The organism is Enterobacter sp. MGH120 (genome assembly GCF_001037725.1).
Lineage (GTDB): Bacteria > Pseudomonadota > Gammaproteobacteria > Enterobacterales > Enterobacteriaceae > Enterobacter > Enterobacter hormaechei_C.
Genome location: NZ_KQ089940.1, coordinates 1,573,357 through 1,587,573, shown reverse-complemented (window position 1 = coordinate 1,587,573; position 14,217 = coordinate 1,573,357). Strand labels below are relative to the sequence as shown.

Genomic DNA, 14,217 nt, shown 5'->3' with positions numbered 1-14,217 from the left:
TAAGCCGCACATAAATATGCGGCTAAAACTTTCAGAAATAAGATGGAAAGATAATGTTATTTATTAAATAAATTCATTTTTTGCATTGACTGAAATACCATCATGGATGCGTTCAGCGCAAATTCTGACATTTTAGAATCCATAATGAGCGAGGTCATCGTGCTATAGTCAGCGCCAATGGCCGTCTGAACCTTGGTTATGGTGTCGTTGATCATGACGTCGCCACTCATATCAAGCGCGTCCAGTTGCTGAAGGTTGGTCCCCAGTTCCGCCTGCGCCTTACCCAGACGATCGATGCCGCCGGAAACCGCTTCGCTGGCGGCGCTCAACGCAGCATTCAGCGCATCACGGTCGATGGGATCGCGAGAAAGTTCTTCTACAGCTTTATCAAGAACAGAGAATATATCCCCGAAAACATCGCTGCCCAAGTGGCCCGTCTGCATATCCGTACCATCGGCAACGGTTTGTCGACGAGCGGTATCACCGCCGACATAGTTACCCGCATCGTCAAACGGCGCCGTATCGCTTTTAAATCCGCCAAAAATATAGCGCCCGCTCCCGTCGCGATTATTCGCGAGATCCATCAGATTGCCGCGAATACCTTTAATCTCTGCACCCAGCGCCCGACGATCTTCATCAGAGTAGCTTTCCGTTTTCGCCGCTACGATTTTTTCGGTGAGGGTGGTGGTCAGCAAATTGCCCACACCGTTCAGGATATTATCTTCATGCTCAAGTGAACTCCGCACCGTTGAACGTACGTTGCTGTAAAGCTCAAGCTTCGCCAGTGCGTCCTGATAATTTACCGCATCGGTAGCGGACTTTGGATCATCCGAGGCTCGCAGCAACGATTTTCCAGCAGAGAGTTGAAGATAAATATTATTATTATCACTCACGCGCTTTGACATGCTCTCGGCGCTCTGTTTAAACATATACAGCGTACTTAATCGCATCGGATAGCTCCTTATTTAATCGAAAGCAGCGAATCAAACATGGTGGTTGCGGTCTGTAGAATTTGCGCATTGGCCTGGTAATATTGAATAAACATCTGCATATTGACGGTTTCTTCGTTCATATCCACACCTGAAAGCGCCTGCTTCGCATCATATTTAGTTTGCAGGTCGATCTCAGCCGAGGAAATGCCCGATTTTACCGCCCGCGCGTTAGAACCAATGGTCCCCACCAGGCTTGAATAAGCCTCCGTCAGCGTGCTGCCGCCAATCAGTTTCTCATTCTGGATCTTAAGCATCTCTTCCAGATTGAGATTATTTCCCACCCCGCCCCCGGAGGCATCCGCTGCGGCAAAATCCTGTGCGCTGTTGATCGCGCGGCCAATACCCTCCGCAGCCCCAGCCATAGGATTAAAGGAAAAACTGTCGCCGGCGCTTGCGGTCACACCGGAGAGATCAATCTCAATGCCGTCAAACTCAAGCGTGGCGGAACCGGCCGGCACCTGCTTCACCAGGCGTCCGTCCTCCCCCATTACGTTCCAGTTTGTTCCATCAAAGTCGATGCTGTAATTTTCAGATTTTACGTTGGTGTAGTCCGTCACGCTGATAGCGTCGAGCGTTCCCCCACCGGCATTGCCTGCATTTGCCACCGCCTTCATAGGTGGCAGAGAGAAAAGATCGCCCCCCGGCACACCCGCTGGCGTCTCACCCAAACGGTGCTGCTCGTTCATGCGGCTCGCCATCATAAAGGCGATCTGGTTTAGCTCGTTTTTAGCGAGCTCAAGATCTTCGCTGCGGAACTTAAACAACCCGGCCAGGCGGCCTTTGGTAATGCTCGCTTCGTTAACTGGCGTGGTAGTACCGTTGCTATCAACGTAAGAGACAACGATTCTGTCAGGATCGCTTTCAGACGCTGTGGCCTGTAGCTTGCTGGCGTTTTCGCCAAAGACAAGGGGGCGACCATCCTGAAGCGTTACGTCGACGCGGCCAGATACGCTATTCTCGGTTACATCTATACCGATCTGCTCACTCAGTTTTTCCAGTAATGCATCACGTTGATCCAGCAGGTCCGCAGGCGGCGTACCGTTCTGCGCCTGTACGCGTTCCAGCTGTTTATTCACTTCTGCCAGCTGGTCGCTGATGCTATTAATTTCTTTAACGCTGGTTTCGATATTGGTGTTGGTGCTCTTTTCCAGCGCGGTGAGGCGCTTGCCGCTGTCATTGAAGCGCTGGGTCAATACGCCGAGTGAGCTGAATACTGCGGAACGGGCCGGGCCGTCATCTGGGGTTGCGCTCAGCGTCGCCATCGACTTGAACAGGTTATTGATAGAGACAGAGACGTTGTCGGATTCATCGCCCAACATATTATCAATGTCGCTCAATTGCTCCATGCGGCCGTTAAGCGAGGCCCAGTTTGAGACGGAGCCGCGTAGCTGCTTGTTGGCAAAAGCATCGTAAGCGCGATCGACGCCAGTTACCGTCGCACCGTAGCCATAAAATCCGTTTCCCGTGGTCATGCCACCAAGCTCACCAATCACAAGGCTGCGGCGGCTATAGGTATCGCTCATGCCATTGGTCAGGTTGCTGCCTACCACACTAAGAGCGGATTGCGCTACGCTAAGGCCACTTTTCGCGAGACTAAAGAGGTTGTTCATAAGGCACCTGGATATTCCGTTATTTCCAGCCCGATATTCGGGCAGGGTCAAAATTATTGCTCTGCTTTATTCATCGGTGATTGCGAATTTATCTAAAAACTTTTTTAAAATATTTTCGCGAGGTCGTTTTTATAGGCTTCTACACCCTGCTTAATATCACCTTTTACTTTCTGAATAATGGTGATCAGTTTTTTCGCATAGGCAGGATCGGTTGCGTATCCCCCCGCCTGAAGCGCTTTGGCCGCCTGCTCCGGCGAACGGGAATGCGCAACGCCCGCATAGCGCGGGTTCTTAGTGAGTAGCTTCGTATAATCGGCGAGCGCATGTTCATAGGAATCGTAAACGCGAAACGAGGCCTTTATCTTTTGCTTCACGCCGTTGATGTATTCGGTGGTCATCACCTCTGTGGTCTTGCCTTGCCAGTCACCTCCGGCCTTAATACCGAACAGGTTATGGCTGGGGCGGCCGTCAGCGGTGGGGATTTCACGCTGCCCCCATCCTGACTCCAGCGCCGCCTGCGCGAGGATCAGTTGCGGATGAACCCCGCTCTGCCTGGCGGCGATCTGTGCTGGACGCAGCAGACGAGAAATAAAGGATTGAGCCCCCTGCGCTACTTTGCCGAAGGAGACCGACGCAGACGGCGCCAGCGGACCGGTGGCGGATCTGACGGAGGAGGAAAGTCCCGGCAAATTAAGCGGACCGCTGCCGGGCGTCGACACCGATGGGCTATCGATCTCCCCGCCTGACTGGCGCACAATCATATCCGCAAACCCAAGCTGTCCGCTCCCGGCAATATTTTGCGCCACCTGCTGGTCGTGCATCGCGGTAAACATATCGGTGGACTGGCTGTGCATGAGGTCATCTTTGATGGTGGCATCGCGCATGCTCTTCATCATCATCTGCACGAAGATCCCCTCCATCTGCTGCGCCGCCGCCCTGAGCGCCCCGGGTTCAGCGCGGCGTGCATCGCGCTTTAGCGCGTCGAGAGAGCGAACGTCAAAGGCTGGCTTATCCAGACGATCGAAAGCATTCATCACTCCACCTCCAGCTTCGCACGCAGGCAGCCTGCATTTTTCATTGACTGCAAAATGGACATCAGCTCATTTGGCGTCGCGCCAAGCGTATTGAGTGCCCTGATCACCGCGTTCAGATCCGTGCTGCTGCGCACGCTTTGCAGCGAGCCGCCGCGGTCGCGTACTGAGATATCGGTTTGTGGCACCACGACGGTCTGCCCTCCCCCGAGGGGAGTATCCGGCTGGCTCACAACATTATTCTGTGTAACCTCTACCGTCAGCGATCCATAAGCTACGGCACAGGCATCGAGGGAAACATGGCGGTTCATCACCACGGCGCCGGTACGAGAGTTAACAATGACCTTCGCATCCTGTATCCCCACCCGCAGCGGAATATCCTGGATATTGGCGAGGAAACGCACCCGGGAAGGACCATCCGGCGGTGCAAACAAACGTACAGTACGGGCATCTTCAGGGATTGCCGCCCCACCGCTATAGCGACGATTAATCTCGTCGCTGATCTGCTGCGCCAGCGAGAAATCTGACTCGTTAAGCTGTAGGCGCAGCGTGTTTTGCGTGGCGAAGTCATTTGGGACTTCGCGTTCAACCGTCGCCCCACCGCTAATGCGACCGCCGTTAAGCTGGTTAACCTGCACGCGACTGCCGCCAGCCTGCGCGCCAGCCCCGGAGATCAGCACATTGCCCTGCGCCATCGCGTAGATCTGGTTGTCCGCCCCTTTAAGTGGCGTCATCAGCAGCGTACCGCCACGCAGGCTCTTCGCATTCCCCAGAGAAGAGACCACGATGTCGATCTTATCCCCTGAGCGGGCGAACGGCGGCAGTTCGGCCGTCACCATCACCGCGGCAATATTTTTCAGCTGCATGTTGGTGCCCGCCGGTACGGTGATCCCAAGCTGGGACAACATATTATTGAGGCTCTGGCCCGTAAACGGCGCCTGCATCGTCTGGTCGCCCGTGCCATCAAGCCCCACCACCAGCCCGTAGCCCATTAGCGAGTTGGAGCGTACCCCCTGCACCGTGGCCAGATCGCGAATTCGCTCGGCCTGCGCCGGCGTGTACAGCATCGGAATGCTGAGCAGCAGGCCGAGAAATAACAGAATGGATTTTGTATTCATCGTCGTATCAAAAAGGAGAAAGGTTCAGGAACAGGCGTTGCAGCCAGCCCATCGTCTGCGCTTCGTTGATGTAGCCGTTGCCGACATACTCAATGCGCGCATCCGCCACCTGAGTTGAGGGCACGGTGTTGGCCCCGCTGATGGTGCGAGGGTTCACCACACCCGAGAAGCGTATAAACTCGGTCCCCTGGTTTATGGCTATCTGCTTCTCACCGACCACCTGTAAATTGCCGTTCGGCAGGAGTTTATTTACCGTCACCGTGATGGTGCCGGTAAAGGTGTTGCGCGCTGCCGCCCCGCCCTTGCCGGAGAAGTCGCTTTTTCCCTCCGCGTTAAAGTCAGCTTTGCCGTTACCCAGCCAGCTGTTCGAGCTGCCCGGCATGGCCAGTAATCCCATTCCGGCCGATCCATTACGGTTGGCACTGGCGGAGGAGCTCTTGCTGGCGCTAACGTTTTCCTGAAGCAGGATCGTCAACGTGTCGCCCACGCTGCGCGGCCTGCGGTCTTCAAACATCGGCTGATAGCCATAGTTCATGGCCTGTCCTGCCTGGAACAGCGAGCCGCCGGTTGTGACCGGTGCCATCGGTAATGGTTCTGCCGACGTTGGTCCGTCCACGAGCGGTTTTTGCAAAATATGCGCGCAGCCGCTTAGCAGCAGCACGCCCGCCAGCAGTGCAGGACGCGATAGCCCTGTTGGACTGTATGTAAAAAGTGTTTTCATTTACGTGTCGATAAACCATCTATCCGCCCGAGCCTGCGCCCGGAGCGGTAAGAGAGAGGAAATTAAAGCTGGGTAAGCCTCTGCAACATCTGATCGGATGCAGAAACGGCCTTACTGTTGATCTCGTAGGCGCGCTGGACCTGGATCATATTGACCAGCTCCTCAGCCACGTTGACGTTAGACGTCTCAATGTACTTCTGCTTGAGCGTACCCGCATCTTCAAGGCCCGGATTCAGTTCATTCGGTGCGCCGGAGGATTGCGTTTCACGATAGAGGTTGCCGCCAATGCTTTCGAGACCGGCATCGTTGACAAAGGTCGCCAGGGTCAACTGCCCCACCTGCTGCGGCTGAGCCTGACCCGGGAGCGTCACGCTGACGATACCATCAGGGCTTATCTGCATCTCTTTGGCGTCCTGCGGTACTACGACGCCCGGCAGAATGGGATGGCCTTCTGCGTTTACCAACTGACCGTTTTCATTTTTATCGAAATGTCCGTCACGGGTGTACGCGGTGCTGCCGTCAGGCAACTGCACCTGGAAGAAGCCTTTGCCTTCGATAGCGACATCGGTATCGTTGCCGGTCATGTTCAGGCCGCCCTGAGTATGCACGCGCTGGGTAGAGACCGGACGCACGCCGGTACCCAGCTGGAGGCCGCTTGGCAGCGTTGTCTGTTCGGAAGCCTGTGCACCGGGCTGGCGCATGGTTTGATAAAGCAAATCCTGGAACACCGCTCGCTGGCGCTTAAAGCCGTTGGTATTGACGTTCGCCAGGTTGTTTGAAATCACGTCCATATTGGTCTGCTGTGCTTCCAGACCGGTTTTTGCGATCCATAATGACCGAATCATCTGTACTCCTTGCGCGGGTTAGCCCACGCTTAATAGCTGGTTGGCCTTTTGCGCGTTTTCATCCGCGGTGCGGATCACCTTCATGTTCATCTCGAAGCTGCGTGCGGTGGCGATCATCTCCGTCATGGCCTTCACCGGGCTCACGTTACTTCCCTCAAGGGATTCAGGACTCAGACGCATGGCGTCATCCTGGGGCAACGCATTGCCCGCCGCCGGGCGAAACAGCCCATCGTCGCCGTGGATCAGGGTGCTCATGGGAGCATTAACCATTTTCAGTCTTCCGACCGGCACGACGGCCGTTGGCTCATCACCCGCGCCAAGTGCAGAGACGGTACCGTCCTCCGCAATGGTGATCTGCGAATGGGGAGGAACCACCAGCGGTGCGCCATCGCCCATCAGCGGCTTCCCGCCAACCTGCAATGCGCCGTCCCGATCGATCTCAATGCCGCCGTTACGGGTGTACCCTTCACTACCGTCTGGCAAGGCTACCGCCAGCCAGCCGTTCTGCGGAAGTGCAACATCGAGACTGCGTCCGGTGTGGGTAATCGGTCCCATGGTGTCGTCGTTATACGGCGTCGATTCCGCTACCAGCGCGCGAGTTTTCAGGGTCTGCCCCTCAACCGGCACAGCGCGAAACGCGGCCAGTTGAGCACGAAAGCCCGCCGTGGCGCTGTTAGCCATATTGTTCGACGTCACGGCCTGGCGGTTGAGCGCCGCGTTGGCAGCACTCAATGCGGTATATATTGCGCGATCCATCCGCCGCCCTTATCGCAGGTTAACCAGCGTCTGGAGTAGCTCAGACTGGGTTTTGATGGTTTGCGAATTCGACTGGTAGTTACGCTGGTAGACAATCATATTGACCATCTCCTGACCCAGATCGACGTTAGACTGCTCAAGCATATTCCCGTTAATCGTACCGAAGCTGCCGGAGCCGGAAGTACCAAGGAAAGGCTGGCCGGACTGCGGCGTTTCGCTCCAGACGTTATTACCTTCAGCCGCCAGCCCACCGCTGTTGGCGAAATCAGCCAGTACGATTTGTGCCACGGTCTGACGCTGACCGTTACTGTAGGTCGCGACCACTTCTCCGCTGTCGCCAATAACAAAGCTCTGATATTTACCCGGGGCCTGACCGTCGATGGTGTCAACTTTCACGAGGCTATCGGTGGCCCGGCGGGTCAAGCTGGAAAGATCCATGTCGATACTCAGCGGCGCGGAGCCATTAAACGCGGCCCCGTTAATGGTCATTTTGGTACTGGCCATCGCCGCCGTGTCCATATTGCCGTTGCTATCGAACTTTAAATCCAGGGAGGTCACATCAGGCGTGCCGGGCGCGGTTTCATCGCGCGCGTAAGCTTTCCACTCGCCTGCCGCGGTCTGCACGAAGTAGACCTTTACGGTGTGTTTATTGCCCAGCGTGTCGGTCGCCTCAATCTGGCTCTGGTAGTTGTAGGTTTTCGGATCGCTATAATCGAACGAGTCGGTGATGATGGTGGTGTCATCTGACTTCAGGTTACCCGTAAGGGATCCGGCGGTGGACGCCGCGGGGGGCATGTCTTCCGTCGGTATACGAATGGGTCCTACCGGTGCGCCAGGGGCGATTGTCGGCGGCGTACCGGTCGCCTGGTAGCCGGTCAGGTACAATCCATTGGTGCTGTTGATGATATTGCCGTTCTGATCCTGCTTAAACTGGCCGTTACGTCCGTAATAGACGGCGCCACCTTCGCTTACCATGCGGAAAAATCCTTTTCCCTGTAAGCCCATATCCAGCGAGCTATTGCCCGCCGTGAGGCCACCGTCGCCGAAGTTCTGGGTCACGCCCGCAACCTGAACCCCGAGACCCGTCGTTCCGGCGAAGATGTCGGCGAAGGCCACGGAGCCTGCTTTAAAACCTGCTGTCTGGGAGTTGGCGATATTGTTTCCAACCACGTCCAGCGCTTTGGCGGCTGCATTGAGGCCGCTAAGACCTTGTGAAAAGCTCATATTGAAGTTCCAGAGAGTAAATTATTCGCTATTTTTGGATAACAACCACGTCGCCCATGGTGATGGGGTCATGATTGAGCAGGTGCAGTACCGCGCCGTTGGCCGTCATCGTGACGCCAGACACCTGCTCCTGAATCAGGCCGGATATTTCCGGGTTATCGCCTTCCGGATTTTTCGCCTCAAAGGAGAGCGTGTATTCCCTGTCCTGAGGCGGCCCCGGCTCCGGCTGGAAGTTTTCCAGATCGTCGAGGGTGTAAGTCTTCACACCGGATTTCACGTCCTTCAGCTGCGCCGTATAGGCATTGCCTTCATCATCCGTCAGCGTGACGGTGACCGTTTCTGCATCCCCCGATAACAGGAAACTAAAGCTGTCTGATGGCTTCTCCTCCCCGTCCAGTGGCTGCGTGGCGTCACCAAAGGCGACTTTCGGATCGCCCTCGATCAGTACCCCACGGCCAACCCAGGAGGCGGCGCTCATACTGCCCAACTGCGCCATAAGCGCCTGAACGTTGCCGACAGATGCGTTGAGTTTTTCCACTCCCGCGGCGGTATTGAACTGTGCCAGCTGGGAGGTCAGCTGGTTGTTATCCATCGGGTTAGTCGGGTCCTGGTTTTGCATCTGTGCAACCAGCAGCTTCATAAACTGCTCGGAGAGGTCGGCTGCACTGCTGCCCGTGCCGTAGGTGCTGGTATTGCCGCTGGTGTCGTTTACCGTTGAAACTGTCATATCCTGCCTTACTGACCGAGGGTTAAGGTTTTCTGCATCAGGGCCCTGGCGGAGTTCATCACCTCCACATTTGCCTGATAACTGCGTGAGGCGGAAATGGTATTGACCATCTCATTGACCACGTTGACGTTAGGCATACGTACATATCCCTGTTCGTCCGCCAGCGGATTACCGGGCTCATAGACCAGGCGATCGGGCGCTGTACTTTCCACTACGTCGCTGACTCTGACGCCGCCGATGCCCTGGCCGGCAGAGGTGTCCGCTTCAAACATGACCTGACGGGCGCGGTAAGGCTGTCCGTCCGGTCCGGCAACGCTGTCTGCGTTCGCCATATTGCTGGCACTCACGTTGAGACGTTTTGACTGCGCGGCCATCGCCGAGCCTGAAATATCAAATACGCTAAATAACGACATTTATTTACCCCTGACTGACTACCGTCATCATTTTCTTAATATCTGCACCGAGGAATGTCAGGCTCGATTGATATTTCATGGCGTTATCCGCGAAATTAACTCGCTCGCGGTCCATATCCACGGTGTTACCATCAGCACTTGGTTGATCCGGTACGCGATATAGCAACTGAGCATCATCAAAAGGCATTTTTTTACCCTGCATATGCTTGCTGGACGTTAAAGCCATTGTGACAGGCCCTGATGCAGGTTTATTCCCTAACGCATTTTTAAGTTGCTGAGAAAAATCAATATCTCGCGCCTGATAGCCTGGCGTATCGGCATTCGCAATATTCGATGCCAGGACTTCCTGCCGACGCGAGAGCAGACCTAACGCTTGCTGTTGGAAGCGAAACGCATCGTCAAGTTTATTCATCATGCACTCTGGCCTCTGCCTTGCTTTATATAAACCGCGATAGTGTAGACAGCGCTGATGAAATATCACACTGCAAAGACCTGACAGAAATAGGCGCTATTAGCGAAATTAAGATAGATATTTAAAACATGCGGCACTGATTCATGAAAACGGCAGCAGAAGTGTCATTATTTAACGCAATAAAAGCGTTTCTATCACGTATATAATTTAGTCAGAATAAGCATACCCGTTTACTTTACTGGTTTTACAATAAGGCAACAAGATGAAGCTTCCATTATTACGCGTAACGCTGGTAACGCTCCTTTTCGCGAGCCCGCTGTATGCCAGCGTGCCATCCGCGACAACGGCGAAACTTCGATTAGTGCAGAAACTGGAGGCGCTGGTTAAGCTCACGGAAAATCCAGGCAATATCGTTCGTACCGTTACGCTGCTGGCCTCGCCCGGACAGCTATCAGCGGTGTGCGAAAATCCTGACCTGAGCCTGGCCGGGCATGATGACCGCCTCACCGGCAAACGCACCGCAGTGGCGCGCTGCGGCATGCGTAAGTTCTATCTGCCGTTTAGCATTAGCGCCCAGGGAACCTTCTGGGTCGCCAGTCATAGTCTGAAGGGCGGGGAAATTGTGCAGCAGGGCGATATTACTCCCATGACCGGCAGCATAGACGATTTGCCCGTTGGGCTAATGTTTGAGGCGAGGGACATTGTCGGCCAACGCCTTTTGCGCCCCCTTTCCGCGGGCAAACCGGTGCTGCAAAACCAGCTGCGCCAGCAGTGGCGTCTTCGCGCCGGGCAGACGGTAGAGCTGGTCATGTCGGGACCGGGTTTCTTTATCCGCAGCCAGGGCAAAGCGCTAAACAACGCTGCGGTTGACGATACGCTGCGCGTGAAAACCACGGGTGGACGTAACGTTACGGGAAAAGTGGGTCGTGACGGAGCCGTGACAATTTTTTTAGAACAATAATTTTAGTTTTTTCGTGTATTTCCGAAGACTAGTGTATAGGCAAGAGCAGTAACGATAACTGGCGAGGATAAACATGAGCATCGAAAGCACCCAACCCACCGCACCGATTGGCAATCTGGCTGGCGGACAGGAACTGCGTACACGCGGCACTACTCAGGAAAATAGTGTCGCGACGGGCGAAGCGCGCGGAAACAAAACCGAAGTGACCCTGAGCGCGCTGACAAAAAAAATTCAGACCGATGACAGCCGTGACGTGGATTATGCACGGGTGGATAAAATCCGTGCCGCAATGGCCTCCGGGGAACTCACTATCGAGCCAGAGAAAATTGCTCAGGCGCTGGTGCGACATATTTTTGAGTATTAATAACGGCAGGATTTTTTAACATTATGGATAAGCTGTACCCGATACTGACGCAAATGAAAACGTCCCTGGACGAGCTGGAAGCCATCATGATTGAAGAGGTCAATCAGCTCAGCCGCGTACAAATAAATCCCGTTTCGCTACAGGTATTATCGGATAATAAAAGCCAATTGCTTTCGTCGATTCAGTACTATGATGAAATGCGTCTCCAGCAGGAACAGCTTTCCGCCCTTCAGGCGCCCTATCACCATCACAGCAGGCTGTTCACCAGCTGGAAGCTGATCAGAGAACGGGTGCAAAGCACCAAAACGCTGAACGCGCAGGTCGAAACGCTTCTGCAAAACCATATGAAGAAGAATCAATATATGCAGAAGGTGGTAGACCGCGTGGGTCACGCCAACGCGCTCTACGGCCCCGCCGGGGAATCCAGCCAGGCTCCTGCGGGTCGTAAATACAATATCAGCATCTGATTCGCCTCTTGCTTACCCGTAACCGAGCTCGCCCATGGCGGGCTTTTTTTACGCGCTAACGTCATCTTGCAGAGGGATTGAGGCGGGACACGCTCCCGCCATCAGGGGCGGGAGCGTCAGACAGTGTGGTATGCCTGGGCAGACGCGTTTGATTTAAGTAGAGCAGAAATGTTATTGCTGAGATGACCTAGCCGGACAGACATCCGCTGGCGCAGACGTTCGTCCTGGGCAAGAAGCTGCGCAAGCTGTGCGCGGACGTCTTCAGCAAGCGGCGAGAGATTGAACTCACAGAGCGCCTGCATACCCCGGGCGTAGGCTGCAACCTCTTCGTTAAAGTACTCCCACGCCTCCTCGTCTGCTAACTGCTGTAGACGTTCGTTACTCTGCAACATCAGGGCGATTTGCCGCGTGAGTTTATCAGCCATGCTTCACCTGACGCGCCTGTGGGTCGATGGCTTTCCACGTCTCGGCCATATCCACCATCAGTGAGATAAGATGCGGGAGCATTTCCCCGGACTTATTAAGGTTCGCTTCCAGCAGAGAGCGCGAAATATACTCGTACAGTCGCTCCAGATCGGCGGCAATCTGTCCCCCAACCTCATGGTTAAGCCCGGCGCGCAGGCCATTATCAATAATGTTGATTGCACGGGAGATCATCTCACCCCGGCGAGCGATGTTTCCAGACTGGAAGTAGATCTCGGCGCGACGCATGGCATTGATTGCTCCGTCGTAGAGCAAAACGATGAGCTGGTGCGGGGTGGCGCCAGCAATCTGGCTGTCCAGAGAGACGGAGGAATAGGCGCTGTTGCCCGTTTTGGTGTACATCTTCGGTTCCTGCCGGGCAGTTGGCCTGCCCGGATGCGTTAAGTTTAACCCATGATCCCAAGCAGCGCGGACTGAAGCTGCTGGCTCGTACTGTTCATTTGCGTCAGGGCCTGGTCGAGACGCTGGAATTCCTTACGGCTGCGGTCAAGGCTGTCCTGAATGCGTTCCTGCATGCGGGCAATCTGTTTTTCAACGCGGGTATTTTGTTCCTTTACCCCCTTGAGAGCGGTAGAGATCGCCCCTTCAACCTTCGGGATCGAATCGTTATCGCCCAGATAGGTGGTGAACACCTCCTCCATGCGATCCTTGATCCCGCCCGTTGAGCCGGTGCCTAAAAACAGAGCTTCCACTTCCTTTGGATTTTTCTTCAGCGCTTCGTCGAGCTTTTTATTGTCGATGGTGAGTATGCCCAGGGTCCCGGTACGCTCCTCGCCGGGTTTGGTTTCGTTGAACTTCACCTCGATACCGAGCGCACCCAGAGATTTGTACAGATCGTCGGCATCGCCATAGCTCCCGGCGACAGCGGACTTCATCTGGCTGGTCAAACGGCGTAGGGTACCGTCACCGAAAAGCGCGCCGTTTGACGCATTGGCCTGCGGCAGTTCATCGCCGGTCGTCTTTTCCGGTTCGTTGTATGCACTGGCGCTGGATGCCGCGCTAAGATAGGCGTTATAGACATTCACAAACTCTTCAATCAGGCTTTTAACCTTAGAGGTATCGGCGGTGATCGACAGTGTTTCTGATTTCAGTTTTGATGCGTCGTCAGGATCTTTTTCTGAGACCTCGCGCAGATCGAGGGTGATCCCGTCAATGGCGTCAGAAATGGTATTGGAGCTGCGTTCAATCTTCGTACCATCAACGTAGACAATGGCATTCTGCGCCGGCGTAATCTCCCGGGCATTATCTGCCCCCGGCGTGACTGCCGGGTCGTAATCCAGCACTTTTGCCAGCTTACTGTCGCCGCTTACGCTGATGCTAATTTCGCCATCTTCGCCGGTCTTTTTCGACGTCACGACCAGCTGATATTTGCCATCTTCGGCAGGCATTACCGTCGCGGTAACATCACCATTTTTAGCATTAATTTTTTTAGCAATCTGTACCAGAGAGGTTTCATCATCTTTCAGCTCCACCTCCATCGGCTTGCCTTTGCCTGCGGTGATGGTCACCGTACGCGGACCGGCGCCGTCACCCAGCTGGGTGTCGTTCGCATTTTGCGGTGCCGTCCCCACTTTATTGGCTTTTGCTAACTGCTCAACCTGGACCGAGTAACTATTCGGGATCGCTCCCTTACCTGCCGTTGCGTTAAATGCCTTGTTGGTGCCAATGCTGACCCCGTTGAACCCTTCATCCTCCAGTTTTTTCAGCGCCGTTTTCACCGCATCCAGACTGCTGGAGATTTTACCCCAGGAGGAAGTTTGTCCTTCATAATTGCTCTGCTTCTGCAAATAGGGGTTTAATTTTTTATTCTCAGCTACCTGGAGCTGCGAAATCATACTTTCAATATCTAACCCGGAGCCGCCGAGGCCTGACATAGAGAACGAAGCCATGATTTGTATTCCTGTTACAGTGAAGATAGATATAGCGATATCATCGGGGTTTCGGCCATAAAGTTTAATTTTTTACAGTTCAGGCGACAACGAAACCACCACATTAATACACTCTTACACGCTTATCAGGCTATTGACTGAGGTAATCGGGAGAATTGCCATCACTTGTGAATGCTTTTTCTGGAATATAAAAAATTATGAAAA

General features: G+C 54.5%; 17 protein-coding genes. 3 read left to right on the top strand and 14 right to left on the bottom strand.

Annotation, left to right across the window (positions count from 1 at the left end):
- Positions 1–56: 56 nt before the first annotated feature.
- The 11 genes from flgL to flgB all read right to left on the bottom strand — a co-directional run bounded on the left by flgL (position 57) and on the right by flgB (position 9,852).
- The gene (gene flgL / locus SK54_RS07545) at positions 57–950 is read right to left on the bottom strand and encodes a flagellar hook-associated protein FlgL (protein WP_017692833.1); all 894 of its coding nucleotides are present in this window, start codon (positions 948–950) and stop codon (positions 57–59) included.
- Between the two features lie 11 nt (positions 951–961).
- The gene (gene flgK / locus SK54_RS07540; RefSeq protein WP_032649214.1) at positions 962–2,602 is read right to left on the bottom strand and encodes a flagellar hook-associated protein FlgK; all 1,641 of its coding nucleotides are present in this window, start codon (positions 2,600–2,602) and stop codon (positions 962–964) included.
- A 104-nt stretch (positions 2,603–2,706) separates the two neighbouring features.
- Positions 2,707–3,636 (bottom strand): flagellar assembly peptidoglycan hydrolase FlgJ, encoded by a 930-nt coding sequence (gene flgJ / locus SK54_RS07535; RefSeq protein WP_023295282.1) that lies wholly within the window; start codon positions 3,634–3,636, stop codon positions 2,707–2,709.
- Positions 3,636–4,700, bottom strand: a complete 1,065-nt coding sequence (locus tag SK54_RS07530) for a flagellar basal body P-ring protein FlgI (protein ID WP_045324746.1) — start codon at positions 4,698–4,700, stop codon at positions 3,636–3,638. The genes flgJ and SK54_RS07530 overlap by 1 nt, the downstream gene beginning before the upstream one ends.
- Positions 4,701–4,758: 58 nt before the next feature.
- Positions 4,759–5,472 carry a flagellar basal body L-ring protein FlgH gene (locus SK54_RS07525; protein ID WP_015571594.1) on the bottom strand — a complete coding sequence of 238 codons (714 nt, stop codon included), beginning with the start codon at positions 5,470–5,472 and terminating at the stop codon, positions 4,759–4,761.
- Positions 5,473–5,534: 62 nt separating this feature from the next.
- Positions 5,535–6,317, bottom strand: coding sequence for a flagellar basal-body rod protein FlgG (gene flgG / locus SK54_RS07520; protein WP_015571595.1), 783 nt, complete (start codon positions 6,315–6,317; stop codon positions 5,535–5,537).
- An 18-nt stretch (positions 6,318–6,335) separates the two neighbouring features.
- Positions 6,336–7,073 carry a flagellar basal body rod protein FlgF gene (locus tag SK54_RS07515; RefSeq protein WP_015571596.1) on the bottom strand — a complete coding sequence of 246 codons (738 nt, stop codon included), beginning with the start codon at positions 7,071–7,073 and terminating at the stop codon, positions 6,336–6,338.
- 9 nt (positions 7,074–7,082) lie between these two features.
- Complete coding sequence (gene flgE / locus SK54_RS07510) at positions 7,083–8,297, bottom strand: flagellar hook protein FlgE (RefSeq protein ID WP_015571597.1); 1,215 nt, start codon at positions 8,295–8,297, stop codon at positions 7,083–7,085.
- 28 nt (positions 8,298–8,325) lie between these two features.
- A complete protein-coding gene (locus SK54_RS07505) occupies positions 8,326–9,024 on the bottom strand; it encodes a flagellar hook assembly protein FlgD (protein ID WP_015571598.1) in 699 nt (232 codons plus the stop codon).
- Between the two features lie 8 nt (positions 9,025–9,032).
- On the bottom strand, positions 9,033–9,437 hold the full coding sequence (gene flgC / locus SK54_RS07500) for a flagellar basal body rod protein FlgC (RefSeq protein WP_015571599.1): 405 nt from the start codon (positions 9,435–9,437) through the stop codon (positions 9,033–9,035).
- A 4-nt stretch (positions 9,438–9,441) separates the two neighbouring features.
- On the bottom strand, positions 9,442–9,852 hold the full coding sequence (gene flgB / locus SK54_RS07495) for a flagellar basal body rod protein FlgB (RefSeq protein ID WP_015571600.1): 411 nt from the start codon (positions 9,850–9,852) through the stop codon (positions 9,442–9,444).
- Positions 9,853–10,111: 259 nt separating this feature from the next.
- Here flgB and flgA point away from each other — a divergent pair, with 259 nt between their 5' ends.
- The 3 genes from flgA (at position 10,112) to SK54_RS07480 (ending at position 11,641) form a co-directional block, all read left to right on the top strand.
- Positions 10,112–10,810 carry a flagellar basal body P-ring formation chaperone FlgA gene (flgA, locus tag SK54_RS07490; protein ID WP_015571601.1) on the top strand — a complete coding sequence of 233 codons (699 nt, stop codon included), beginning with the start codon at positions 10,112–10,114 and terminating at the stop codon, positions 10,808–10,810.
- A gap of 73 nt (positions 10,811–10,883) precedes the next feature.
- Entirely contained in the window at positions 10,884–11,174 is a 291-nt protein-coding gene (flgM, locus tag SK54_RS07485) for a flagellar biosynthesis anti-sigma factor FlgM (RefSeq protein ID WP_017692828.1), read from the top strand.
- Between the two features lie 23 nt (positions 11,175–11,197).
- Positions 11,198–11,641, top strand: coding sequence for a flagella synthesis protein FlgN (locus SK54_RS07480; RefSeq protein ID WP_032654668.1), 444 nt, complete (start codon positions 11,198–11,200; stop codon positions 11,639–11,641).
- Positions 11,642–11,757: 116 nt separating this feature from the next.
- Here SK54_RS07480 and fliT read toward each other — a convergent pair whose 3' ends face one another.
- The 3 genes from fliT to fliD are packed head-to-tail and all read right to left on the bottom strand — an operon-like array spanning position 11,758 to position 14,013.
- Positions 11,758–12,066, bottom strand: a complete 309-nt coding sequence (gene fliT / locus SK54_RS07475) for a flagellar protein FliT (RefSeq protein ID WP_023295285.1) — start codon at positions 12,064–12,066, stop codon at positions 11,758–11,760.
- Entirely contained in the window at positions 12,059–12,466 is a 408-nt protein-coding gene (fliS, locus tag SK54_RS07470) for a flagellar export chaperone FliS (protein WP_017692827.1), read from the bottom strand. The genes fliT and fliS overlap by 8 nt, the downstream gene beginning before the upstream one ends.
- A 44-nt stretch (positions 12,467–12,510) precedes the next feature.
- Positions 12,511–14,013: a flagellar filament capping protein FliD gene (gene fliD / locus SK54_RS07465; RefSeq protein WP_017692826.1), complete on the bottom strand. Its 1,503-nt coding sequence runs from the start codon at positions 14,011–14,013 to the stop codon at positions 12,511–12,513.
- Between the last annotated feature and the right edge of the window lie 204 nt (positions 14,014–14,217).

Excerpts from the sequence above, each read along its gene's own strand:
- flgM (WP_017692828.1), top strand. The coding sequence starts at position 10,884 with ATGAGCATCGAAAGCACCCAACCCACCGCACCGATTGGCAATCTGGCT.
- flgJ (WP_023295282.1), bottom strand. The coding sequence starts at position 3,636 with ATGAATGCTTTCGATCGTCTGGATAAGCCAGCCTTTGACGTTCGCTCT.
- flgB (WP_015571600.1), bottom strand. The coding sequence starts at position 9,852 with ATGATGAATAAACTTGACGATGCGTTTCGCTTCCAACAGCAAGCGTTA.
- fliD (WP_017692826.1), bottom strand. The coding sequence starts at position 14,013 with ATGGCTTCGTTCTCTATGTCAGGCCTCGGCGGCTCCGGGTTAGATATT.
- SK54_RS07525 (WP_015571594.1), bottom strand. The coding sequence starts at position 5,472 with ATGAAAACACTTTTTACATACAGTCCAACAGGGCTATCGCGTCCTGCA.
- flgG (WP_015571595.1), bottom strand. The coding sequence starts at position 6,317 with ATGATTCGGTCATTATGGATCGCAAAAACCGGTCTGGAAGCACAGCAG.
- flgC (WP_015571599.1), bottom strand. The coding sequence starts at position 9,437 with ATGTCGTTATTTAGCGTATTTGATATTTCAGGCTCGGCGATGGCCGCG.
- SK54_RS07480 (WP_032654668.1), top strand. The coding sequence starts at position 11,198 with ATGGATAAGCTGTACCCGATACTGACGCAAATGAAAACGTCCCTGGAC.
- flgL (WP_017692833.1), bottom strand. The coding sequence starts at position 950 with ATGCGATTAAGTACGCTGTATATGTTTAAACAGAGCGCCGAGAGCATG.
- fliS (WP_017692827.1), bottom strand. The coding sequence starts at position 12,466 with ATGTACACCAAAACGGGCAACAGCGCCTATTCCTCCGTCTCTCTGGAC.
- SK54_RS07515 (WP_015571596.1), bottom strand. The coding sequence starts at position 7,073 with ATGGATCGCGCAATATATACCGCATTGAGTGCTGCCAACGCGGCGCTC.
- SK54_RS07505 (WP_015571598.1), bottom strand. The coding sequence starts at position 9,024 with ATGACAGTTTCAACGGTAAACGACACCAGCGGCAATACCAGCACCTAC.
- flgA (WP_015571601.1), top strand. The coding sequence starts at position 10,112 with ATGAAGCTTCCATTATTACGCGTAACGCTGGTAACGCTCCTTTTCGCG.
- SK54_RS07530 (WP_045324746.1), bottom strand. The coding sequence starts at position 4,700 with ATGCTGTACACGCCGGCGCAGGCCGAGCGAATTCGCGATCTGGCCACG.
- flgK (WP_032649214.1), bottom strand. The coding sequence starts at position 2,602 with ATGAACAACCTCTTTAGTCTCGCGAAAAGTGGCCTTAGCGTAGCGCAA.
- flgE (WP_015571597.1), bottom strand. The coding sequence starts at position 8,297 with ATGAGCTTTTCACAAGGTCTTAGCGGCCTCAATGCAGCCGCCAAAGCG.
- fliT (WP_023295285.1), bottom strand. The coding sequence starts at position 12,066 with ATGGCTGATAAACTCACGCGGCAAATCGCCCTGATGTTGCAGAGTAAC.